At 73.1% G+C, this 20,592-nt stretch carries 20 protein-coding genes; 7 read left to right on the forward strand and 13 right to left on the reverse strand.

Annotated elements, in window-relative coordinates; genetic code table 11:
• Positions 1–15 precede the first annotated feature (15 nt).
• Positions 16–147 (reverse strand): hypothetical protein, encoded by a 132-nt coding sequence (locus CFP66_RS49935; RefSeq protein ID WP_255413866.1) that lies wholly within the window; start codon positions 145–147, stop codon positions 16–18.
• Between the two features lie 264 nt (positions 148–411).
• Here CFP66_RS49935 and CFP66_RS15310 point away from each other — a divergent pair, with 264 nt between their 5' ends.
• From CFP66_RS15310 to CFP66_RS15330, 5 genes are all read left to right on the forward strand, one after another.
• Complete coding sequence (locus CFP66_RS15310; RefSeq protein ID WP_094924439.1) at positions 412–1,419, forward strand: sensor histidine kinase; 1,008 nt, start codon at positions 412–414, stop codon at positions 1,417–1,419.
• Positions 1,416–2,195 carry a LytTR family DNA-binding domain-containing protein gene (locus CFP66_RS15315; protein ID WP_094924441.1) on the forward strand — a complete coding sequence of 260 codons (780 nt, stop codon included), beginning with the start codon at positions 1,416–1,418 and terminating at the stop codon, positions 2,193–2,195. Before CFP66_RS15310 ends, CFP66_RS15315 begins: the two co-directional genes overlap by 4 nt.
• Complete coding sequence (locus CFP66_RS15320) at positions 2,192–2,581, forward strand: hypothetical protein (protein ID WP_094924443.1); 390 nt, start codon at positions 2,192–2,194, stop codon at positions 2,579–2,581. Before CFP66_RS15315 ends, CFP66_RS15320 begins: the two co-directional genes overlap by 4 nt.
• Positions 2,578–4,242 (forward strand): cation acetate symporter, encoded by a 1,665-nt coding sequence (locus CFP66_RS15325; protein WP_233159449.1) that lies wholly within the window; start codon positions 2,578–2,580, stop codon positions 4,240–4,242. Before CFP66_RS15320 ends, CFP66_RS15325 begins: the two co-directional genes overlap by 4 nt.
• A 136-nt stretch (positions 4,243–4,378) precedes the next feature.
• Positions 4,379–4,699 (forward strand): hypothetical protein, encoded by a 321-nt coding sequence (locus CFP66_RS15330; RefSeq protein ID WP_094924445.1) that lies wholly within the window; start codon positions 4,379–4,381, stop codon positions 4,697–4,699.
• 165 nt (positions 4,700–4,864) lie between these two features.
• Here CFP66_RS15330 and CFP66_RS15335 read toward each other — a convergent pair whose 3' ends face one another.
• The 9 genes from CFP66_RS15335 to CFP66_RS15375 form a co-directional block, all read right to left on the reverse strand.
• Positions 4,865–6,940, reverse strand: coding sequence for a hypothetical protein (locus tag CFP66_RS15335; protein WP_094924448.1), 2,076 nt, complete (start codon positions 6,938–6,940; stop codon positions 4,865–4,867).
• A 100-nt stretch (positions 6,941–7,040) separates the two neighbouring features.
• Positions 7,041–8,483, reverse strand: a complete 1,443-nt coding sequence (locus CFP66_RS15340; RefSeq protein WP_094924451.1) for a GH1 family beta-glucosidase — start codon at positions 8,481–8,483, stop codon at positions 7,041–7,043.
• A 40-nt stretch (positions 8,484–8,523) separates the two neighbouring features.
• The gene (locus CFP66_RS15345) at positions 8,524–9,423 is read right to left on the reverse strand and encodes a carbohydrate ABC transporter permease (RefSeq protein WP_233159450.1); all 900 of its coding nucleotides are present in this window, start codon (positions 9,421–9,423) and stop codon (positions 8,524–8,526) included.
• A complete protein-coding gene (locus CFP66_RS15350; RefSeq protein WP_094924454.1) occupies positions 9,420–10,409 on the reverse strand; it encodes a carbohydrate ABC transporter permease in 990 nt (329 codons plus the stop codon). Before CFP66_RS15350 ends, CFP66_RS15345 begins: the two co-directional genes overlap by 4 nt.
• 3 nt (positions 10,410–10,412) lie before the next feature.
• Positions 10,413–11,720: an extracellular solute-binding protein gene (locus tag CFP66_RS15355; protein WP_094924457.1), complete on the reverse strand. Its 1,308-nt coding sequence runs from the start codon at positions 11,718–11,720 to the stop codon at positions 10,413–10,415.
• Between the two features lie 165 nt (positions 11,721–11,885).
• Complete coding sequence (locus tag CFP66_RS15360; RefSeq protein WP_094924789.1) at positions 11,886–12,911, reverse strand: LacI family DNA-binding transcriptional regulator; 1,026 nt, start codon at positions 12,909–12,911, stop codon at positions 11,886–11,888.
• Between the two features lie 230 nt (positions 12,912–13,141).
• A complete protein-coding gene (locus CFP66_RS15365) occupies positions 13,142–14,086 on the reverse strand; it encodes a pseudouridine synthase (protein WP_094924459.1) in 945 nt (314 codons plus the stop codon).
• A 58-nt stretch (positions 14,087–14,144) separates the two neighbouring features.
• Positions 14,145–15,074 (reverse strand): helix-turn-helix transcriptional regulator, encoded by a 930-nt coding sequence (locus CFP66_RS15370; protein WP_094924461.1) that lies wholly within the window; start codon positions 15,072–15,074, stop codon positions 14,145–14,147.
• Between the two features lie 119 nt (positions 15,075–15,193).
• Entirely contained in the window at positions 15,194–15,466 is a 273-nt protein-coding gene (locus tag CFP66_RS15375; RefSeq protein WP_369805056.1) for a DUF397 domain-containing protein, read from the reverse strand.
• Positions 15,467–15,550: 84 nt separating this feature from the next.
• On the opposite strand from CFP66_RS15375, the gene CFP66_RS15380 reads away from it, so the two are divergent.
• On the forward strand, positions 15,551–15,892 hold the full coding sequence (locus CFP66_RS15380) for a hypothetical protein (RefSeq protein ID WP_143517269.1): 342 nt from the start codon (positions 15,551–15,553) through the stop codon (positions 15,890–15,892).
• 135 nt (positions 15,893–16,027) lie between these two features.
• Positions 16,028–16,702, forward strand: a complete 675-nt coding sequence (locus tag CFP66_RS15385) for a helix-turn-helix transcriptional regulator (protein ID WP_094924465.1) — start codon at positions 16,028–16,030, stop codon at positions 16,700–16,702.
• Positions 16,703–16,808: 106 nt separating this feature from the next.
• Here CFP66_RS15385 and CFP66_RS15390 read toward each other — a convergent pair whose 3' ends face one another.
• The 3 genes from CFP66_RS15390 to CFP66_RS15400 all read right to left on the reverse strand — a co-directional run bounded on the left by CFP66_RS15390 (position 16,809) and on the right by CFP66_RS15400 (position 20,566).
• A complete protein-coding gene (locus tag CFP66_RS15390; RefSeq protein WP_233159451.1) occupies positions 16,809–17,645 on the reverse strand; it encodes a sugar phosphate nucleotidyltransferase in 837 nt (278 codons plus the stop codon).
• Positions 17,646–17,738: 93 nt separating this feature from the next.
• Positions 17,739–18,635 (reverse strand): DMT family transporter, encoded by an 897-nt coding sequence (locus CFP66_RS15395; RefSeq protein WP_094924467.1) that lies wholly within the window; start codon positions 18,633–18,635, stop codon positions 17,739–17,741.
• Between the two features lie 173 nt (positions 18,636–18,808).
• A complete protein-coding gene (locus tag CFP66_RS15400; protein ID WP_143517270.1) occupies positions 18,809–20,566 on the reverse strand; it encodes a serine/threonine-protein kinase in 1,758 nt (585 codons plus the stop codon).
• Between the last annotated feature and the right edge of the window lie 26 nt (positions 20,567–20,592).

Raw genomic sequence — 20,592 nt, forward strand, 5'->3', positions numbered from 1 at the left:
TCACGACGCGAGAGGTCAGGAAGGGTGGCTCTGCAGACACCCCTCGAGGTCGGGGTCCTGGTGCAGCCGCCAGAGCTCGTCGGCGTGCTCCGGGCCGACGGGCGTCAGGTTGAGCCGTTCGGTGAGACGGCGCACCGTTCTCCTCACTCTGGGTACGGTATCGATTCCGATTCGTTGTGCCTGCGGCTGGCACCGACCGGTCCGGGTGACCTAACGTCACCCTGTTCGGCGACGGAGGCGGCGATGGTGGCAGTGGACGCGGAACCCGCGCCAGAGGATTCCCGTCGCAGGTGGCGTTGGGGGCGTCGCGGCGCGGCAGGTGAACCCGAGGACGGGACGACGCAGGGGCCGGCGGACACGACTGCTGCTTCCGCACGCGCGGTGGCCCCTGCGCGCAGGAAGGGCGGCGCGATGGGCACGCTGGCCGAAGGGCGCCGGATCGCGGCCAGCCTGCGCGGTGGGATCGGCGGACCGGACGCCATCGCGGCAGCGCGGGGCCTGCGCCGCCTGCTCGAGGTCGAGGCGGTGGCGTTGGGTGGGCTGCACGGCGGGCTGGTCTGGGCGGGGCGTCCGGCGGATGTCGTCGCGGCCGAGGGGCTCGCGGAGGGTGTGCTGCGCACCGATGCCCGCGCGGGTGCGGCGGGCACGGTCGCGTTGCCGGTGCACGCGCGCGACGAGCTCGCGGGCGTGCTCGTCGTCGCCGGCCCGGTTCCGGCGGCCTCCGCGCGCGAGGCGGCCCTGTGGGTGGGGGAGGCGCTCGAGCGTGCGCGCCTGGAGGAGTCGGCGCACGTGGCGGAGCAGGCCGAGCTGCGGGCGCTGCGCGCGGAGATCTCCCCGCACTTCGTCTACAACAGCCTCACGGCGATCGCCTCGTTCGTGGAGTCCGACCCGGAGCGGTCGCGGGACCTGATGCTGGACTTCGCCGAGTACACCCGCCACAGCCTGGCGCGCTACGGCGAGTACACCACCGTGGAGGGCGAGTTCCGGGCGATCGAGGCCTACCTCGCGCTGGCGAGGGCAGTGCTCGGGGAGCGGTTGAAGGTGCAGATACGGATCGCACCGGAGATCCTGCCGGTCGCGTTGCCCTACCTGGCCCTGCAACCCCTGGTGGAGAACGCCGTGCGGCACGGCGTGGAGCTGCCCGGCGGCAGCGGGCTGGTCCAGGTCAGCGGTGAGGCGGACGGCACGGAGTGCCTGATCGCGGTCGAGGACGACGGGCCCGGCATGGCCCCGGAGTACGCCGCCGCCGTGCTCGCGGGCAACTGCTCCGGTGCCGGGCTCGGGCTGGTCAACGTCGACCGCAGGCTGCGCACCGTCTTCGGCGCCGGGTACGGGCTCGTCATCGAGACCGCTGAGGGTGCGGGCACACGGGTGCTGCTGCGGCTGCCGCGCTTCCAACCGGGTGTGGTGGTCGCATGACGCGGCCGTTGCGGGTGCTCGCCGTCGACGACGTCGCGCCGGCGCTGGTGGAGCTCGTGCGGTTGTTGCGGGCATCCCCGCAGGTCGGGGACGTCGCCGAGGCGGGAGACCCGATCACCGCGCTGAGGCTGATCCAGGCGGGCCCGTTCGACGTGGTGTTCCTGGACATCTCGATGCCGGGGATGAACGGCTTGGAACTGGCATCGCTGCTCGCCCGGATGACCGATCCGCCGATGGTCGTCTTCGTCACCGCCTACGAGGAGCACGCGGCGTCGGCGTACGGGATCGGCGCCGTGGACTACCTGCTCAAGCCCGTCAGCGCGGAGCGGCTCGCCGCGGCACTCACCCGCGTCAGGCGGTTCTCCGCCCCGGACACCGCGCCGGCACCCGCGCCGGTCGACGCCCTCGCCGCGGTGCCGGTCGAGCTGGCCGGGCGCACCCGGTTCGTCCGGCGCGACGACGTCCGCTTCGTCGAGGCGCAGGGCGACTACGTGCGGCTGCACACCCCGACGGGCGCGCACCTGGTGCGGATACCGATCTCGCGGCTGGAGGAGCACTGGCAGCACGCCGGGTTCAGCCGGGTGCACCGCAGCTACCTGCTGGCCGTGCCCGCGGTCCGGGAGCTGCGCAGCGACCTGTCCGGGGGACTGCTCGCCCACACCGACGTCGGCGACGTGCCGGTGAGCCGGCGCCACTCCCGGGAGCTGCGCGAACATCTGCTCGAGGCCGCCACGCGCGGGGCGTTCGAGCCGCCGGGCGGGCGGGCGGCCCGGTGAGGCACCAGCGGCGCGTCGCGGTCACCAGCCCGCAGACCCGGGTGGCGCTCGCCGGGCGTCGCACCGGCGCGCCGGCCGCTCCACCGCACCTCGCCCCGGCCGACGCGGAGCGTGCCCGCCGGATCCACCACGTGCAGCTGCGGTACGCGCTCGTCGTGCTCGGCCTGCTGGCCGCGCTGCTGCTCGGGCTGCCGCTGCTGCTCGCCGGGCTCCCCGGGCTCGACGACGTGCGCGTGGCGGGGGTCCCCGTCTCCTGGATCGCGGTCGCCGTGCTGCCCTACCCGCTGCTGGTGCTGCTGGCGAGCTGGCAGCTGCGCTCGGCCGAGCGCGCCGAGCGCCCCCGTGCGGAGGGGCACCAGCCGCACCGCCGCCGAGCGCGCCCGTGATCTTCGCGATCGTCCCGGTCCTGCTGGTCACCCTCCTGATCGGAGCACGTGGCGTCGCCGCCATGCGCACGACCTCGGACTTCCTGGTCGCGTCGCGGCGGATCTCCCCGGCTGTCAACGCGGCCGCCGTGTCCGGCGAGTACCTCTCGGCGGCGTCGTTCCTCGGGATCGCGGGCCTCGTCCTCAAGGACGGTGTCGGTTCCCTCTGGTACGCGGTCGGTTTCGCGGCGGGCTACGTGGCGATGCTCGCGCTCGTGGCCGCGCCGATGCGCCGCACCGGAGCCCTGACGGTGCCCGACTTCGCGGAGGCGCGGTTGGGCTCACCGGCGCTGCGGAAGCTGTCGGCCGCGGTGGTGCTGGTGATCGGGTACCTCTACCTGGTGCCGCAGTTCACCGCGGCAGGGCAGGTGCTCGGGGTGGTCAGCGGCAGCCCGTACTGGGTCGGGGTGGTGATCGCCGGGGCCGCGGTGAGCGTCACGCTGGCCCTGGGCGGCATGCGTGCGGCCACCTACGTGCAGGCGTTCCAGTTCGTCCTCAAGCTGGTGTTGTTCATCGTGCCCGCGGTCTGGCTGGTGCTGCAGGTCGGGCCGGACACCCGCCGCGACGCGCTCACCCCCGTGGAGTTCAGCCGGTTCGAGGTCGACACCCCGGTGCAGTTCGAGCTGGATCTGGACCTCACGATCACCGAGCCGACGCGCGTGACGGTGCCCGGGGGCATCGAGCGGCAGCTGGCGCCGGGCGAGTACCCGGTGGAGGCGGGACAGACGTGGGTGTTCGGCGCGGGCACGGGTGTCCCGCACGTCGGGGCCGGACCGCCCGGGGGCGCGGACTGGTCGCGCCCGCTCCTGGACCCGGGCGGGTACCCGGTGCTCGCCACGTGGTCGGTGCTCGTGGCCACCGTGCTGGGGACGATGGGGCTGCCGCACATCCTCATCCGCTTCCACACCAGCCCGGACGGGCGCGGCGCGCGGCGCACGGCCGCGATCACCGTCGGCATGCTGGGGGTGTTCTACCTGTTCCCCGCCGTGTACGGGCTGCTCGGAGCGGCGCTGCTGCCGGAGCTGTACCTCTCGGGCGCCACGGACACCGTGGTCGTGGCGCTCCCGGCCCGGGTCGACTCCGGACCGGTGGGCACGGCGTTCACGGCGCTGCTCACCGCGGGCGCCTTCGCGGCGTTCCTCGCCACCTCGCTCGGGCTGCTGCTCGCCGTGTCCGGTGCGCTGTCGCACGATCTGGTGCCGGGCACGCTGCGCCGGCTGCGGTTCACCCCGCTCGTCGCGGCGCTCGGCGTGGTCCTGCTCGCGTTGCCCGCGGGCCGGGTCGACGTCGGCGTGCTGGTGACCTCCGCGTTCGCGGTGGCGGCCTCCACGTTCTGCCCGTTGCTCGTGCTCGGGATCTGGTGGCGAGGGCTCACCGCGCAGGGCGCGATCGTGGGCATGGTGACCGGCCTGCTCGCGTCCGCAGGCGTGATCGGTGTCGACCTGTTCCTCGGCGCCCCGCCCGGCCTCGCGGCGATCCTGCTCGGCAGGCCTGCGCTGTGGTCGGTGCCGCTCGCGTTCGCGACGATGGTGCTGGTGTCCCTTCGTGGACGCCCGCCCGCCTGGGCGGCGGCGGCCATGCTGCGGCTGCACCTGGACGAGAGCGAGCCCGGCCGACGATGAGTTCCGGGCCCCCGGCCGGTCAGATCCGGCATGGCAGCAGCGATGGGCGCGACGCAAGGCGGTGACCGTGCGGTCCGCTCCGCACGGGTGGAGAGGTGCCGGCGGGAAGACGGCGGCGCGGGGACGGGGCCGGCGGATGTGCGCTGAGGGCGCGGCCACGTTCCGCCACCGCCCACCGGGCCCGTCGTTCGCGCAACGGGTCGTCACGATCGCGCCCGGTGCCTCGCACCCGTACGACGAGCAGGAGTGGCGCGACGCCCTCGTGGCGGTCGAGGAGGGGGAACTCGTCGTGGAGTGCCGGGCAGGCGGCCGGCGCGCGTTCGGCACCGGCGCCGTCCTGTGGTTCGTCGGTTTGGACGTGGTGACACTGCACAACGTCTCGACCACGCGCAGCACGGTGCTGGTAGCGGTCTCCCGCCGACGCCCCCCGGCGGTGCAGGACCCACCGCCACCCTGACTTCTGTGGGCTGTCCAGAACGCTCCACCGCCGTGATCGCCAGCTCGGCACAGGAGCGGCCGGATACGGCCGTTCCTGTGCCGAATCGGTGATCACGCCGTTGCGCAGCAGCCCGGCCGCTTCTCGCACCGATCACGGACGGCGGAGCGTTCCGCTGAATGCGGATCAGCTCCCGATGAGGGCCTTGACCGCGGACGACAGCGTGTCGGTGACGTGGGAGATCAACGAGCCGCCGGAGTCGTCATCGTCCGAGTCGTCGTCGCCCGAGCTGCTGGTCTCGGAGTCGCTGGTCTCGGAGTCGCTGGTCTCGGAGTCGCTGGTCTCGGAGTCGCTGCTCTCGGAGTCGCTGCTCTCGGAGTCGCTGCTCTCGGAGTCGCTGGACCCGCTGTCCCCGCCGTCGGAGTCGCTGTCCCCGCCGGACTCGTTCGAGCTGTCGTCGGAGTCATCATCTCCGGTGGAGGACCTCTCACCGGAGCTGCTGCTGTCGTCGGAGCTGCTGTCGTCGGAGTCCCTGCTGGAGGACGTGTCGTCGCCCGACGTGTCTTCCCCGGAGTCGTCGTCCGGGTCGCTGGAGCTGGAGGGCTCCTCGGTGGTGTCGCCCGCGGTGCCCTCGGGGGTGCCTTCTGCCGTGTCGCCCGACGCGGGGCCGTCGCCGGCCGCCGGGGCCGGTGCGGTCCGGGCGCTGCTCGCCCCACCGGTGTCGGCGTCCTCGTCGGTCGTCTCCGCCGCCTCGCCACCGTCTGCCTGCGGTGCCGGTTCCGCCTCACCGGAATCGCCGCCCGAGTTTCCGGAGCCCGAGTCCGAGCCCGAGTTGGAATCGGAGCCCGAGTCGGAGCCCGAGTTGGAATCGGAGCCCGAGTCGGAGCCCGAGTTGGAATCGGAGCCCGAGTCGGAGCCCGAGTTGGAATCGGAGCCCGAGTCGGAACTCGTGGAGTCGTCGGAGCCGCTGTCAGCGGTGGGTGCGTCGTCCTCGGCCGCGGTGGGTTCCTCGGCGCCCTCGGAGTCCTCGTCGCCATCGGGCTGCGGCGCGGGCGCGTCGTCCTCGTCCTGGGCGGGTGTCTCGTCGCCGGGGTCGGGGTTGTCGTTCGCGCCGTCCTCGGTGCCGTCGGAGCCCGACGGAGGAGCGGGCACGTCCTCGGCCGGCGGCAGGCCAGGGTCGGGTTCTCCCGCCGGCTCGGGCTCGGTGCCCGGTCCGGGCTCGCCGGGAGTGCCGGGCTCGGTGCCGGGGTCCGTGCCCGGCTGACCGGGGCTACCGGGCGCCTCGCCGTCCGGCGCGGCCTGGGCGTCGGGCGGTGCGGGGATGCCGGGAGGCAACTCACCCTGGGGACCGGGGGCGGCCAGCACGCTCTCGTCGTCGGGCTGCGGGGAGGACGTCTGCGGGGTGCCCGGGTCACGGGGCTCGTCGCCGTGGGGAGCGCCGTTGATGGCGTCGAGGAGCTGCTGCTGGGCCTGGGTGAGCTCGTCGCGGCCCTCGTCCGGACGTACGACGGGCAGCTGCGCGGCGGCCCCCGCGATCTCCCGGGCGGCCTCGTCGGCGCGCCCCTCGCGCAGCGCGCTGCGGGCGTGCTCGAGGTGCGAGTTCACCTGGATGGCGGCCTCCACCGAACGCGCACGCTCGGCGTAGAAGACCTTCGAGACGGGCCACAGCACGCCGCCCGGCTCGGCGTCGGACGCGGCGGCGGCCGTGCCGGACGAGGCCAACACGACGAGGGCGGCGGCCACGGCGAGGCGGCGGGCGTAGGGGCCCGTGATGGCCCGGTGCCGCCCGCGCAGCGGGACGGCGGCGGCCGAGGCCGCCACGACGGGACCGGCGCCGGCCGGGTGGTCCTCCGCGGGCTCGACGACGCGCTCGTCCGGGCCGGCGGTGGCGCCGATCCCCAGCGGCCCGGCGACGACAGCGCCGGCGGTGCCCCGTGCCGCGGCGCCGGAGACCCGCTCGCCCACGGTGGTGTCGTCGTCGGTGGTCGACGCGCCGTGGGCCGAGGTCGAGGCGGAGCCAGCGGCGTCGGGGCGCACCTCGGACACCCAGGCGGCGAGCATCGCGACGAGCTCGTCGTCGGTGCCGCGGCCGGCGGGGGACACGGAGCGCGGGGCGACGAGGCCGGCGCCGAGCAGTTCGACGAACTCGTCGTCGGCCCGCAGCGCCGCGAGGTCGAGGGGACCCTCGTTCTCGTGGGGCGAGGCCGCGGGGTTGTCGGTTGCGCCCTCGTCGGGGAGATCGTTCTCGTCTCCGAGCCGCACCCCGACCTCCGCTTCGGTATGGATCATGCCGGCCGGACGACCGGTGACAAGACTACCCCGGCCGTCGCCACGGCCGGGGTCCGTCCAGGAAGGAGTCGTTCTACCGCGGCACAGCGTTTCGCCGGATCACGTCGGCGTAGTACAGCGCGCTGTCCTTCAGCGTTCTGACCTGCGTCTCGTAGTCCACGTGGACGATCCCGAAACGCTTCGAGTAACCCCACGCCCACTCGAAGTTGTCCAGCAGCGACCAGACGTAGTAGCCGGTCACCGGTGCGCCCGCCTCGATCGCCTCGTGCACGGCGGCGAGGTGGGTGCGCAGGTACGCGATCCGGTCGCTGTCGACGATGCGGCCCTCGTCGTTCACCGTGTCCGGGAACGCCGACCCGTTCTCGGTGACCATGATCTCCAGGCCGGGCGCTTCCCGGGCCACTCGCAGCAGCAGCTCGGTGAGCCCGCGCGGGTCGATGCTCCAGCCCATGTCGGTCTTGCGGCCGTGCTGGGTCGGGAACTCGACGTCGTCGCAGGCGATCCACGGGCTGGCGGTGCCGTCGCCGTGGCCGTCGGCGTTCTCCTTCGGGCGCTCCCGCGTCCAGTGCCGCACCGGGGTGGGGGAGTAGTAGTTCACGCCCAGCACATCGATCGGGGCCGAGATCACCTCGAGGTCGCCGTCGCGCACGAACGACCAGTCCGTGACGCCCGCGGTGTCGGCCTGCACGTCGGCGGGGTAGGTGCCGCGCAGCACCGGGTCGAGGAAGACCCGGTTCTGCAGGCCGTCGACCCGGCGCGCGGCCTCGGTGTCCAGCACGGAGTCGGGCTTCTCCGGCCGCACCCAGGCGAGGTTCAGCGTGGTCGCCACCCGCGCCGAGGGGGCGGCGCGGCGGATCGCCGCGTTCGCGAGCCCGTGGGCGAGGTTGAGGTGGTGCACCGCCGCGAGGGCGGCGGCCGGTTCGGTACGGCCCGGTGCGTGCACGCCGCTGGCGTAGCCGAGGTAGGCGCTGCACCACGGCTCGTTGAGGGTGATGAACAGGGGCACCCGGTCGCCCAGCGCCGCCGCGACGACCTCGGCGTACTCCCCGAACCGCTCGGCGGTGCGCCGCTCGGCCCAGCCACCGGCGTCCTCGAGGGCCTGCGGGAGGTCCCAGTGGTACAGGGTGATCGAGGGGCTGATCCCGTGCGCGAGCAGTTCGTCGACCAGGTCGGAGTAGAAGGCGACGCCCTCCGGGTTGACCGGCCCCAGCGTGTCGGGGGTGACCTGCGGCGTGATCCGCGGCCACGACACCGAGAACCGGTAGGAGGTGAGCCCCAGCCGCGCCATCAGCGCGACGTCCTCGCGGAACCGGTGGTAGTGGTCGTCCGCGACGTCGCCGGTCTCTCCCCGTACGACGCGTCCCGGCGTGTGCGAGTAGGTGTCCCAGATCGACGGGGTGCGCCCGCCCTCGGCGACGGCGCCCTCGATCTGGTACGCGGCCGTCGCGGATCCCCACAGGAACCCCTGTGGGAACTGCAGCGCATCGGTCGACGGTGCTGCCTGCGTGGTGGTCAAGATCGTCCTTCCGTTGGTGTGAACGTGGATCGGAGAGGGCTCAGCCCTTCACGGCCCCGGCCATGATTCCGCCCACGATCTGGCGTCCGAGCAGCACGAACACCACGAGCACGGGCAACGTGCCGACGAGGGTGCCGGCCATGATCACCGCGGTGTCAGGCACGTAGCCGCTGCCGAGGTTGTTCAGTGCCACCTGGACGGTCGGGTTCGTCGAGTTGAGGGTGATGACGGGCCAGAAGAAGTCGTTCCACGCCGTCATGAACGTGAGCATCGCGAGCACCGCGGCGCCCGGGCGGGCGATCGGCAGCACGACGCTCCAGAACGTGCGCAGGGAGGTGGCCCCGTCCATCCGCGCCGCCTCCAGCAGCTCGTCGGGCAGCGACTGCACGAGGTACTGCCGCATGAAGAACACACCGAACGCGGTGACCAGCGACGGCAGGATCACCGAGGGCAGCGTGCCGGCGAGCCCCAGGTCGGCCATGATCGAGTACAGCGGCACGACCGCGAGCGTCGGTGGGATCATCATCGTGCCCAGCGTGAGGCCGAACAACACGTTCCGGCCCCGGAACCGCAGCTTGCCGAACGCGAACCCGGCCAGCGTGCACAGCAGCACCGTGGCGACGGTGATGGTGGCCGAGACCACCAGCGAGTTCCACAGCGCGAGCCCGATGTTCTGCTGCCCCATCGCCGTGGCGATGTTGGTGAACAGGTCGTCGCCGGGCAGCAGCGGGGGCGGGAAGACGTTCATCTCGGCCATCGGTCTGCTCGCCGCGACGAGCATGTAGTAGAAGGGCGCGATGAACACCAGGGTGGTGATGCCGAGGATGGTGTAGACCACCCAGCCGGCGCGCTCGTTGTCCCCGCCCGACTCCCGGCGGGGCCGCAGCCGCGCCGGTGGCGACGCGGGTGCCGCGGCGGTGCGTTCGTCGACGATCGTCACGAGAGCAGGTCCTCTCCTGCGGCGCGGCGCCTGCGCGAGAGCCGCGTGTTGACCAGGACGAGCACGATGATCAGGACGAACATCACCCAGGCGACGGTGGCCGCGCGCCCGAGCTGCCCGTAGTGCCAGCCCTGCTCGTACATGAACAGCCCGAGCGTCTGGTACTGGTTCACCGATCCGCCGTTCGGTGTGCCGCCGCCGAACAGCAACGGCTCGGCGAACAGCTGGCTGGCCCCGATCGTCGACACGATGATCGTGAACATGATCGTCGGGCGCAGGCCGGGGATCGTGACGTGCAGGAACTGGCGCCAGTGGCTCGCCCCGTCGATCGCCGCGGCCTCGTAGAGGTCCTTGGAGATCGACTGCATGCCTGCGAGGTAGATCAGGGCGTTGTAGCCGGTCCAGTGCCAGATCACGATCACGGAGATCGCGATCTGGGCGGTCCAGTCGCCGTTGCGCCAGTCGATCGGCTCGATGCCGACGAGCCCGATGAGGCCGTTCACCAGGCCCTGGTCGCGTCCGAAGATCAGCGCGAACACCAGGGTGGCGGCGGCGACCGACGTGGCGTAGGGCATGAGCATCGCGATGCGCAGGAACGTCCGGCCGCGCAGCTTGTAGTTGAGCAGGTGGGCCAGGCCCAGCGCCATCAGCAGCTGCGGCACGGTCGACAGGACGCCGATCGTGAACGTCTTCCACAGCGAGTTGTAGAAGTCGGGGTTGGCGAACAGCCAGGCGAAGTTGTCGAGCCCGTTCCAGCGCATCCGGCTGCCGAGCCGGTAGGAGTGCAAGCTGATCCACGCCGTGTAGAGCAGCGGAAACAGCCCGAACGCGCCGAACGCCAGGAAGAACGGCGCGACGTAGACGTAGGGAGCCGACCGGCCCTCCCAGCGGTACAGCCGGGAGCGCCAGTGCGACCGAGGTGGGGACCCGGCCCCCGGGGGCGGCGTGCGCTCCCCGGGGACCGGACGGTCGACCTGCAGGGACATCCGTCAGCCGATCTGGTTGGAGATCGTGTCGACGGCGCTGCTCCAGGCCTGCTCGGGGCTCGCGCCGGTGGTCTCGACCGACAGCAGGGCCTGCACGATGGCCTCCTCGATGGCCCCGTCGTTCGCGCCCATCGTCTGTACCGGCGCGCTCTCCGCGGACTCGGAGAAGATCTTGCCGATCGGGGCGTCCGAGAAGTACGGGTCGGTGGCGTCGGAGACCGACTCGAGCGCCGCGGTGCGCGACGGGAAGTTGGCCACCTCGCGGAAGACGCGCTCCTGCTGCTCGGGGGCGGTGAGCCAGGCGATCAGCCGGCCTGCCGCGTCCTTGTGCTCGCTCACCGCGGGAATGCCGAGGTAGGAACCGCCCCAGTTGCCGCCGGCACCGCCGGGCAGGGTGGTGATGTTCCACTGACCCGAGCCGGCGTCGCCCGCCTTGCCCTTGATGTAGCCCATCATCCAGGACGGGCAGGCGATCGTGGCGAAGGAGCCGGAGGCGAAGCCCTGGTCCCACGCCGGGTCGAGGTACTGCTCGAGGCGCGCGGTGAGGCCGTTCTGGCCGGCGCGGGCCGCGGTGTCGAAGGCGGAGCGGATGACCGGGTTGGTGTCGTAGACCGGCTCGCCCGCGGCGTTCGAGTAGAGCTCGCTCTCCTGCGAGATGATCGCGTTGAACAGGCCGCCCGCGGAGTCGTGCCAGGCGTTGCCCTCCGGGGCGTTGGCCTGGTAGCGCTCGCCGAGCGCGAGGAACCCGTTCCAGTCGGGCATCTCGGCGGCCAGCGCGGCGGGGTCGGTGGGCAGCCCGGCCTGGCCGAGCAGGTCCTGGCGGTAGCAGATGGCCATCGGCCCGATGTCGGTGCCGAGGCCGAGCACCGCGCCGTCGTCGGTGGTGGCGGCGTCGCTCTTCCACTCGAGGTAGCCGTCGAGGGCCTCGCCCGCGGGGGTCTCCCGGAGGTCGGTCCACATGTCCGGCTGGTTCGTGGTGACGTCGGCGATGCGCGCCACCTCGATGCCCTGGACGTCGGCCACGCCCGTGCCCGACGCGAGCCGGGTCTGCAGCGCGGGCCAGTAGTTCGTCTCGCCCTGGGTGGACTCGTACCGGATCGTCACGCCCGGGTTGAGCTGCTCGTACTCGTCGAACAGTCCGGCCTCCTCGAAGCCCATCGTGCCGAACAGGCCGACCGAGATCTCGACGGGCTCGCCGGGGGCGGGACCGGTGTCACCGGTGCCATCCGAGCCGCCGCAGGCGGCGAGCAGCAGCAAGCTGCTCGTGGCGACGACGGCCGTGGCGACCGCCGTTCTCCGTGGGGTCTGCATTGATCCTCCATAACGGTGAGAGCGCTCTCACGACTCCCTCGGAGGGTCCCGATCGGGAGAGCTCCTGTCAAGAGAGCGCTCTCAGGACGTAACGGAGTCGTGTTCCGAGCGCGGTCGCGGTACAGGAGCGGGCCCGCAAGCCCGCCGGAGCGGAGCGGAGGCCGACTACGCGGAATCGCGGAGGACGATCTCGGTGCCCATCACCACCGGCTCCTGCGGCTCGCCGCTGTCGATGCCGGCGAGCAGGCGGCCGGCGAGCGCCTGGCCCATGGCGATGATGGGCTGGCGGACCGAGGTGATCGCCGGCCGGGCCGAGGCGCCGAGGGGGGAGTCGTCGAAGCCGACGACGGCCACGTCCTGCGGGACGCGGTGCCCGGACTCGGCGAGCACCTGCAGCGCGCCGAGCGCCATCAGGTCGTTGGCGACGAAGAGCCCGTCGAGGGCGACGTCGCCGGCCAGCAGCTGCGCCATCGCGTCGCGGCCGCCTGCCATCGAGAAGTCACCCTCCGCGACGCCGTAGCTGCGCAGATCGTGGGCCGCGAGCTCCGCCTCGTAGCCCGCGAGCCGGTCGATCGAGGGGGTCATGTCCATCGGGCCGGTGATCGTCGCGAGCCGGCGCCGACCCTTGTCGACGAGCAGCCGCACGGCCGACCGGGCGCCACCGACGTTGTCGGCCGACACGTAGGGGATCGTGCTGGTCGCCGCGAACGGCCGACCGGCCAGGATCACCGGGATCCCGGCCGCCTGCAGCCTGCCCGGGAGCGGGTCGTCGCCGTGCAGCGACACGAAGATCACGCCGTCGAGGTGGCCGCCGCGGGCGAAGCGCTCGAAGCGTTCGCGGTCCTTCTCGCCGGCCAGGACGGTGAAGACCAGCTGTACGTCGTGCTCGGCCACCGTCGTGTGTGCGCCGCGCAGGACGAGCGCGAAGTACGGGTCGGCGAAGAACCGCTCCTCGGACTCGGCCACGACGAAGGCGATCGAGTCGCTCCGGCGCGTCATCAGGGAGCGGGCGGCCCGGTTGGTGACGTAGGACAGCTCGTCGGCGGCCGCCAGCACGGCCTCCCGTGCCTGTTGCCCCACGTTCGGTGATCCGGCGAGCACCCGCCCCGCGGTCGCCCGGGACACGCCGGCGAGCGCGGCCACCGACTCGAGCGTCGGGGCCGTGCGTCCGCCTGGTCGCAGCGCTGTCATGCCCGCAAGCATCTCAAGGTCGGGCTCGGATTCGCAGCACGACCGCGCTCCGGGGTCACGCTGCACCATCCATGATCGTCAGATCGGCGCGAAAGCCGACCGGATCCGTCGGGAAACGCGCCGATTCGGCGATCACCGCCCGCCGCACACACAGCCACCCCTCCGCACACGGGCCCCGAGGTCTGTGCCGAGACCGGAAGGTGTGTGCGGTCCCGTGCCCCCGCGTCCAGCTAGTGGGAGGCCCAGTCGGCGTAGGACGTCCAGGCCTGCAGCTGCAGGCGGGTGCGGAACCGGCGTTGCTGCCCGCTGACGGGGTCCTGGAACTCCAGCTCCGTGGCGAGCAGCTGCAACGGGCGGCGGAAGTCGTCGAGGGGGCGGTCGGTGAGCACGGGGTAGAAGTCGTCGCCGAGCAGGGGGACGCCGAGACCGCTCATGTGCAGGCGCAGCTGGTGAGTGCGCCCGCTCTCGGGGACGAGCCGGTAGTGGGCGAGGCCGTCTCGGTGCGCGAGCAGCTCGACGTGCGTGACGGCGTTGGGCGCTCCCGGCTCCTCGTACGCGCGGATCACGCCGCGCTCCTTGACGATCCGGCTGCGCACCGTGCGGGGGAGCTCGAGGCCGGGGTCGTGCCGGGCCACCGCCTCGTAGGTCTTGCGGACCCGCCGGTCGCGGAACAGCGTCTGGTAGGCGCCGCGCCGCTCCGGGCGCACCACGAACATCAGCAGGCCCGCGGTGACCCGGTCCAGCCGGTGGGCGGGGGACAGCGCGGGCAGGTCCAACTCGCGCCGAAGGCGCACGAGCGCGGTCTCGAGGATGTGGCGCCCGCGCGGGATCGTCGCCAGGAAATGTGGCTTGTCGACGACGAGGAGATCATCGTCGCGGTGCACGATGCCGATCCCGAACGGCACCGCGACCTCGTCGGGAAGGTCCCGGTGGAACCACAGGAACGACTCCGGCACGAACGGTGCGTCCGGGCCGATCGGGCCGTCGACGCCGACGATGCGCTCCTCGCGCAGCATGGCGTCGATGCGGGCCGGGTCGACGCGGGGCAGCCGCTCGACCAGGTGGTCGCGCATCGTGGCCCACGGCGGCCCCTCGGGGGATGCCACGGGTGTGCGCAGCCGGACCGGATCGAGCCCGTGCCGCGGGGGCAGCGGCGAGGCCAACTTGCGCCTCAGCGGGAACGCCCCAGCGCCCGCCGGCCCGACACACCCGGGAGACTTCCGGCGGGGGGCACTAGATTTCGTCGCGGATCGCGGTGAGGATCTTGGTGGTGCGGTCCGGCGGCTCCACCTGCGCGCACAGCCGGTCCATGACCGCCGCGTAGTGCTCCACGTCGGCGCGCTTGTCCAGGTACAGCGCGCTCGTCAGCTGCTCGAGGTAGACGATGTCGGGCAAGTCGGGTTCGGCGAAGCGCAGGATCGCGAACGGGCCGCCGGCCGCGGCATGGCCGCCGTAGGAGAAGGGCGCCACCTGCAGCGAGATCTGCGGGAGCTCGTTCATCTCGATGAGGTGGTTGATCTGCTCACGGGACTGCGCGGGCCCGAGCAGCGACCGGCGCAGGGCCGCCTCGTCGACCACGGCCCACAGCGTGGGCGGGGTGGGACCGATGAGCAGCTCCTGGCGCTGCATCCGCAGCTCCACCCGGCGCTCCACCTCGACCGGGTCGCTGTGCCCCAGCATCGTGACGGCGCGCGCGTAGTCGCGCGTCTGGAGCAGCCCCGGAACGAACTGGAGCTCGTAGTTCCTGATGACCGCCGCGGCCTGCTCCAGGCCGAGGTAGGTCTCGAACCAGCTGGGCAGCAGGTCCGAGTAGCGGTGCCACCAGCCGGGTGTGTTGGCCTGACGGGCGAGGTCGAGGAACTCGGCGCGCTCGGCCGGGTCCTGCACGCCGTAGGCCGTGAGCAGGTCGGCGACGTCGCGTTCCTTGAACCCGACGCGCCCCAGCTCCAGCCGGCTGATCTTGGCGGGTGACGCGCGGATCGCCTCGCCCGCGCGCTCCCGGGTGACGCCCGCGGCCTCGCGCTTGCGCCGCAGCGCACCGCCGAGGCCGATGCGGAGCACCGTGGGACCGGTGACGGGCCCCTTGAGCGCCGGGGCCGAGACCGGGTCGATGACGGACCGGCCGAACGGTTCGGCTTCCGCGTCGTCGGGCACGGCGGTCATGGGCTCCCCCGGAAGTGTGCGACTGGTCCTGCTCATTCGGTCGTACTCGCTGCACAGCGTAGTGAGAACAGTCACTCTGCCGTGCATCCGCACGAACGGCAAGCGTGCGCAGATGCGCGTCAGCCTCCCAGATCGTCGAACTCTCCGCTACGGGCGGCGCGCAGGAAAGCCGCCACCGCGTCGCGGGTCCCGACCAGCACGGGGCCGGTCGGGAACCGCGAGTTGCGCAGCGCGATGTCTCCGTCGGCGAGTTCTGCCAGCTCAACACAGTTGCCGCTGGGGTTGCTCGCCGTGCTCTTGCGCCAGGTGATGGCCCACTGGGTGGTTCTGTGGGCGTCCCTGCAGATGTCCGTTGAAGCGAGTTGCACGTGCAGATGCTCATGCACTGGCACTTGCGGATGCAAGCTCGGAGGGACACGATCAGGGTGCGACGAGCGCCACCCGACCGGATGGCGCGCAGCGAACGGGGGATGCCGATGAGTTACTCCTGGGGGGCGAGCCGCGGCTCGGCGCACGTGAGCGGCCTGGCACTCGACCGTGCGGTCGCAGGTCCGCGGCCGGTCGACGGGCCGGCTGTGGCGCCCGAGCCCGATGGCCCGGTGCTCGAACAGCAGCGGGTGGCCGCCGAGCTCGCACCGATGGTCGAGGTCTGGCAGCGCCTGCTCGCCCAGCACGTGCCCGACCGTGCCGGCCGCTGCCGCACCTGCACCAAGGGCGGCACCGGGCTGCCCACCACGCCATGGCCCTGTGTGATCCACGGCATCGCCGACATGGCGCGCCGCAGCTACGACGCCGAACGCAGCCGCGTCGCGTCCTAGGCCCCTCCCCAGCCCGCGCCCGGACCCCGCCCCGGCCGCCACCGTGCGTGCCGGGTGCCGGGCGCCTCCCTCCGGCCACGGTCCGGGGGGATCGGTTCGGAGCAGCCCGAACCGTGGTTGCGGGAGGATCGGGTCATGACCGCAGTCGCCCTCGCCGAGCTCGCGGCCCTGCTCGCCGACCGGACGCGCGCGCGGTTCTGCGTCGCCCTGCTCGACGGGCGGGCGTGGACGGCGAGCGAGCTGGCCGGCGTGGCCGGGGTGGCCCCGTCGACGGCGAGCGAGCACCTCGGGCGGTTGGTCGCCGGCGGACTGCTCGTCGAGCGCCGTCAGGGGCGGCACCGGTACGTGCAGCTGGCCTCGCCACAGGTCGCGCAGCTGGTCGAGGACATGGCGGCATTCGCCACCCCCGCGCAGGCGGCGCCGGTCGGGTTGCGCGCGGTGCGGGCGGCAGCGGCGCTGGCCGAGGCCCGCACCTGCTACGACCACCTCGCCGGCCGGCTCGGCGTCGCGATCACCGATTCCCTGGGCGCCCGCGGGCTGCTCGACCGCGCGGGCGGGTTCGCGCTCACCTCCACCGGGCTCGACTGGTTCGCCACGGAGCTGGGTTTCGTCCCCGCCCGGTCCCGGCGGCCGGTGGCCCGCCCGTGCCTGGACTGGACCGAGCGCCGCTCGCACCTCGCGGGGCAGGCCGGCGCGCACCTGTGCGCGCAACTGGAGCGCAACGGCTGGATCACTCGCCGCGAAGGCGACCGAGCGGTACGACGGACGGCAGCCGGCGAGACGGCGCTGCACGACCTGCTCGGCGTCTGACCGCACACACCGTCTCGGGACCGCGCAGAGCGCCCGCGGTGTGCGCGGTCCCGGCTCGGTGTGTGCCGTCGCCTCGTGGGGTCCGCCGGACCCCGCGCCGGCGCCTTCAGCGGAAGGCGGCGACCGCGGCCTGCAGCCGTTCGTCCTCGAGGTCGTGCTCGACGTCGTCCGCGGCGTTCTCCCAGACCATCCACGGCCGGTTCCCGGCCTGGTAGGCCGCTTCGAGGGAGCTGCGCTCCTTGAGCGTGTCGGCCGGCTGCCAGAACCCGCGGTGCTGGTAGCCCTGCAATCGACCCTCCTTCGCCAACGGTAGGCACGCGTCGGCGACCAGGTCCCCGCCCGGCGGGAGGTAGTCGAAGACCTCCGGCCGCAGCACGAAATAGCCCCCGTTCTCCCACAGCGCCATCTCCTGCAACGTCGAGATCCTGGAGACGAGCCCGTCGTCGTCCACGTCAACGCAGTGGAAGGCGGATTGCGGCGGTACGGCCAGCAACGCCCCCACCGCCGACGAACGCCGGAACCGCTCGACCATCGAGTTCAACGGCAGGTCCGTCAGCACGTCGGCGTAGTTGGCCAGGAACATCTCCTCGCCCTCCACGTGCCTGCGCACGCGCCGCAACCGCTCCCCGATCGGCGAATCCACACCGGTGTGCACGAACGTGATCGTCCAGTCCGAGATGTCGCTGCCCAGCAGCTCCACGTCCCCGCCACGCAACACGAAGTCGTTCGACGCGGTCTCGGAGTAGCTCAGGAAGAAGTCCTTGATGTGATGCGCCCCATACCCCAGGCAGAGCACGAAATCGGTATGCCCGAAATGCGCGTAGTAGCGCATCACGTGCCAGATCAACGGCCGCGGGCCCACCGGATGCATCGGCTTGGGCAGATCGGACACCCCGTCCCGCATCCGCATCCCGTACCCGCCGCAGAACAACACGACCTTCATCGAATCCCCCACAACACCCGTCATCGTGACGGAGCCCCCTCAGCCCCCTCGCTCACCCCATAGTGCCTGTTTCCGCGGCGGCGGGCATTGTGATCAGCGACGGTGCGGGGTGAGGTGGACACCCGCGAGCAGTCCAGCCACCACGATCGCCGTTCCCGTCCACACCGCCGGCCCGGGGATCGCGGTGCCCAGCAGCACCCCGGCGACGGCCGCGGCCACCGGCGCCACCCCGGTGAGCAGGCCGGCCAGGGCGGTGCCCAGCCGGCCGACCGCCGAGTACCAGAGGACGAACGCGATGGCGGTGAGCACCACTGCCAGGTAGGCGATCGCCAGCAGGTGCGGGGCGCGCAGCGTCGTCACGGCGGCGGGCCCTTCGGTGGCGGCGCTCAGCACGAGGAGTTGCGCGGTCGCGATCCAGCAGGTGTGCACCGACACGCTCCACGGACCGAGCCTGCGCAGCACGGGGACCGCGAGCAGGGTGAACCCGACCTCGCAGGCCAGCACGGTGGCCGCCCAGCCGAGCCCGGCGAGGTCGGTGCGGCCGCCGCCCTGGACCACCAGCGCGCCCGCGGTGACGACGGCGGCCACGAGCACCGCCCGCGCCGTCGGCCGCTCGCCCTCCAGCAGCGGTCCGACGAGCGCGAGGACGACGGGCACGCACGCCACCGCCACGCCGAGTGCCGCGGGCTCGGCGTGCGCGGCACCGCGGACGAGCGCGACGTTGAACAGCACGAGCCCGACCGCGGCCACCCCGGCGAGCCAGAGCCACTCGGCGCCCCGGGGCGAGGTCACGCGATTCCCGGTGACGCGGGCGAGCCCGATCAGCAGCAGGACGGCGACGGCGTAGCGCACGGCCTGGGAGGTGAACAGCGGCGCGTCACCCAGCTCGGCGGACACGGCGACGCTGCCTCCGACGCTCGCCATCGCGAGGGCGCCCAGGGCGAGCGGGACCGAGCGACCGGCGGTCCTCGGGGAGAGCGAGAGCGACATGGCTCCAGCGTGGCGCCACAGTGGTCCTCGACAGGGGACCACTGGGGCGTCGGCTCAGGGGACCAATCCGCGGCCGCCGGCGCGGGAGCCAGTTGTCGGTGCACCGCACGTCGTGGCGATCTTCCGCGTGCGGTGATGACCGCACCGCGGCGCTGCACCCCCTAGTTCCAGGGTCAGGGCACAGCGGGCAGGCGGTCCACGGCGACCTCGGCGATCTCGATGGCCTGCGCGCACGGGTCCGGGATCGGCACGGGGTGGTCGACCTTCACGAGCAGCAGTTCGTCCGCCGGATTCCCGCCCGGCTCGGTGTAGGGACGGTGCAGGATCGTGACGTCGCACCCGGCGCGGTCCTCGTCCGGTCGGATGGCGGCATCGTGCCCCGCGATCCTCCTCGGGGTGCCGGCGTCGGGCTTGATCCCCTCGTCGCGGTCGTAGGCGATATCGATGGCCGCTCCGGTGGCCACGTTCTCCCAGTCGCAGTCCCAACTCGCGAAACCCGGGTCGGGCTCGACGGTCTCCAGGCCCGGGACCTTCGCGACGGCGGCCCGGTCGAGCAGCCCGCAGGCGTCGACCGTGGCCAGCGACCCGGTGTCGAACGGCGCCGGGCGTCGGGGCACCGGACCGCGGGCGAGCATCGCGAGCGCGCCGTCGGTGGCGACGTCCGCGACCGCACAGGGGTCGGGAGCCGGGCCCAGCAGGAGCTGGCCCGAGACGCGGACGTCGTTGCCGTCGGACAGCCGCAGCGTGCGGACGCACTCGCCGTTGACGGGTGCGCTCCGCACGATCACCAGGCCGTTGCGCTCCTCGGGCACGCCCTCGGGCAGCACCTCGCCGGCCGCGGTGAACTGCAGCCGCGCGACGGCACGGTCCGGTCCGGACTCGATGTACACGTCGCAGCGTTCGAAGCCGCCGCCATCGGTCTCCAGGATGGGCTTGCCGAACCGCTCGAACCACTCGGGGTTCAGCATCGAACACGGCGCGGCAGTGGCGGGGTCGCCGAGGGTGGGGCCGGGCCCGGTCGCCTCGACCGTCGTGGGCCCGAGGCGCGGCCAGACCAACAGGCCCGCCGCCACGACCACGACCACCGCGGCGGCCGCGATCCACAGCCACCGCCTGCCGCCGGCGCCCTCGCCCCGCGCGTCGGCGGGCGAGGTGCGCGCCACCTCGGTGAGCATCTGGGCGGCCTCGGCAGCCGTGGGCCGCTCGCGCGGCCTGCTCTCCAGCATGCTCGCCAGCACGGGGCCGAGCGCCCCGGCCCGGCGCGGCGGTTCCACGATCCCCCGCATCGCCGCCGTGCGGGTCTGGCCGGGGTCGCCCTCACCCCACGGCGGTCGCCCCTCCACCGCCGCGTAGAGCGTGGCGCCGAGCGAGAAGACATCGGCCTGCGGGCCGGGCTCGAGCCCGTTGGCCACCTCGGGGGCGACATAGGCCTCGACGTCCGGGGCGCCGCGGTCACCGGAGCCGAAACCGGTGAGCGTCATGCGGTCGCCACCGCCGACGAGGACGTTGCGCGGTGCCACGGCCCGGTGCACGATCCGCAGTGCCGGCGAATGCGCGAAGGCCAGCGCCCCGGCCGCCTGCGCGCCGATCGCGGCCGCCTGGTGCGGGGGCAGCGGGCCGGTGGCCGTGAGGTCGGCCAGGCTCGGCGCCGCCACGTACCGCGTGGCGAGCCACAGCTCGCCGTCGTGCTGCACCAGGCCGTGCACCGGGGCGATGTTCGGGTGGTCCAGCAGTGAGGCGAGCCCGGCGTCGGCGCGCAGCTGCTCGCGGGCGCGTTCCCGCTTCGCGGGCGCCATCGGCAGCCGTACGCGTCGCAGCTCCACCGTGGCGTTCGACCCCTGCTCGGTGGCGCGCCACACGCCGCCCTTCCCGCCGGGGCCGATCTCGGCCTCGAGGCGGTATCGCCCGGCGATCAGGTCGCCACGCTCCACAATTTCCCCCTACAGCCATCCGATCG

This window comes from Pseudonocardia sp. MH-G8, from assembly GCF_002262885.1.
In the GTDB taxonomy this organism is placed as follows: Bacteria; Actinomycetota; Actinomycetes; order Mycobacteriales; family Pseudonocardiaceae; genus Pseudonocardia.

Bases quoted from the DNA above. Each gene is read 5' to 3' on its own strand.
- CFP66_RS15310 (WP_094924439.1), top strand. From the start codon at position 412: ATGGGCACGCTGGCCGAAGGGCGCCGGATCGCGGCCAGCCTGCGCGGT.
- CFP66_RS15315 (WP_094924441.1), top strand. From the start codon at position 1,416: ATGACGCGGCCGTTGCGGGTGCTCGCCGTCGACGACGTCGCGCCGGCG.
- CFP66_RS15330 (WP_094924445.1), top strand. From the start codon at position 4,379: ATGTGCGCTGAGGGCGCGGCCACGTTCCGCCACCGCCCACCGGGCCCG.
- CFP66_RS15350 (WP_094924454.1), bottom strand. From the start codon at position 10,409: ATGTCCCTGCAGGTCGACCGTCCGGTCCCCGGGGAGCGCACGCCGCCC.
- CFP66_RS15355 (WP_094924457.1), bottom strand. From the start codon at position 11,720: ATGCAGACCCCACGGAGAACGGCGGTCGCCACGGCCGTCGTCGCCACG.
- CFP66_RS15360 (WP_094924789.1), bottom strand. From the start codon at position 12,911: ATGACAGCGCTGCGACCAGGCGGACGCACGGCCCCGACGCTCGAGTCG.
- CFP66_RS15370 (WP_094924461.1), bottom strand. From the start codon at position 15,074: ATGACCGCCGTGCCCGACGACGCGGAAGCCGAACCGTTCGGCCGGTCC.
- CFP66_RS15380 (WP_143517269.1), top strand. From the start codon at position 15,551: ATGAGTTACTCCTGGGGGGCGAGCCGCGGCTCGGCGCACGTGAGCGGC.
- CFP66_RS15385 (WP_094924465.1), top strand. From the start codon at position 16,028: ATGACCGCAGTCGCCCTCGCCGAGCTCGCGGCCCTGCTCGCCGACCGG.
- CFP66_RS15390 (WP_233159451.1), bottom strand. From the start codon at position 17,645: ATGAAGGTCGTGTTGTTCTGCGGCGGGTACGGGATGCGGATGCGGGAC.
- CFP66_RS15395 (WP_094924467.1), bottom strand. From the start codon at position 18,635: ATGTCGCTCTCGCTCTCCCCGAGGACCGCCGGTCGCTCGGTCCCGCTC.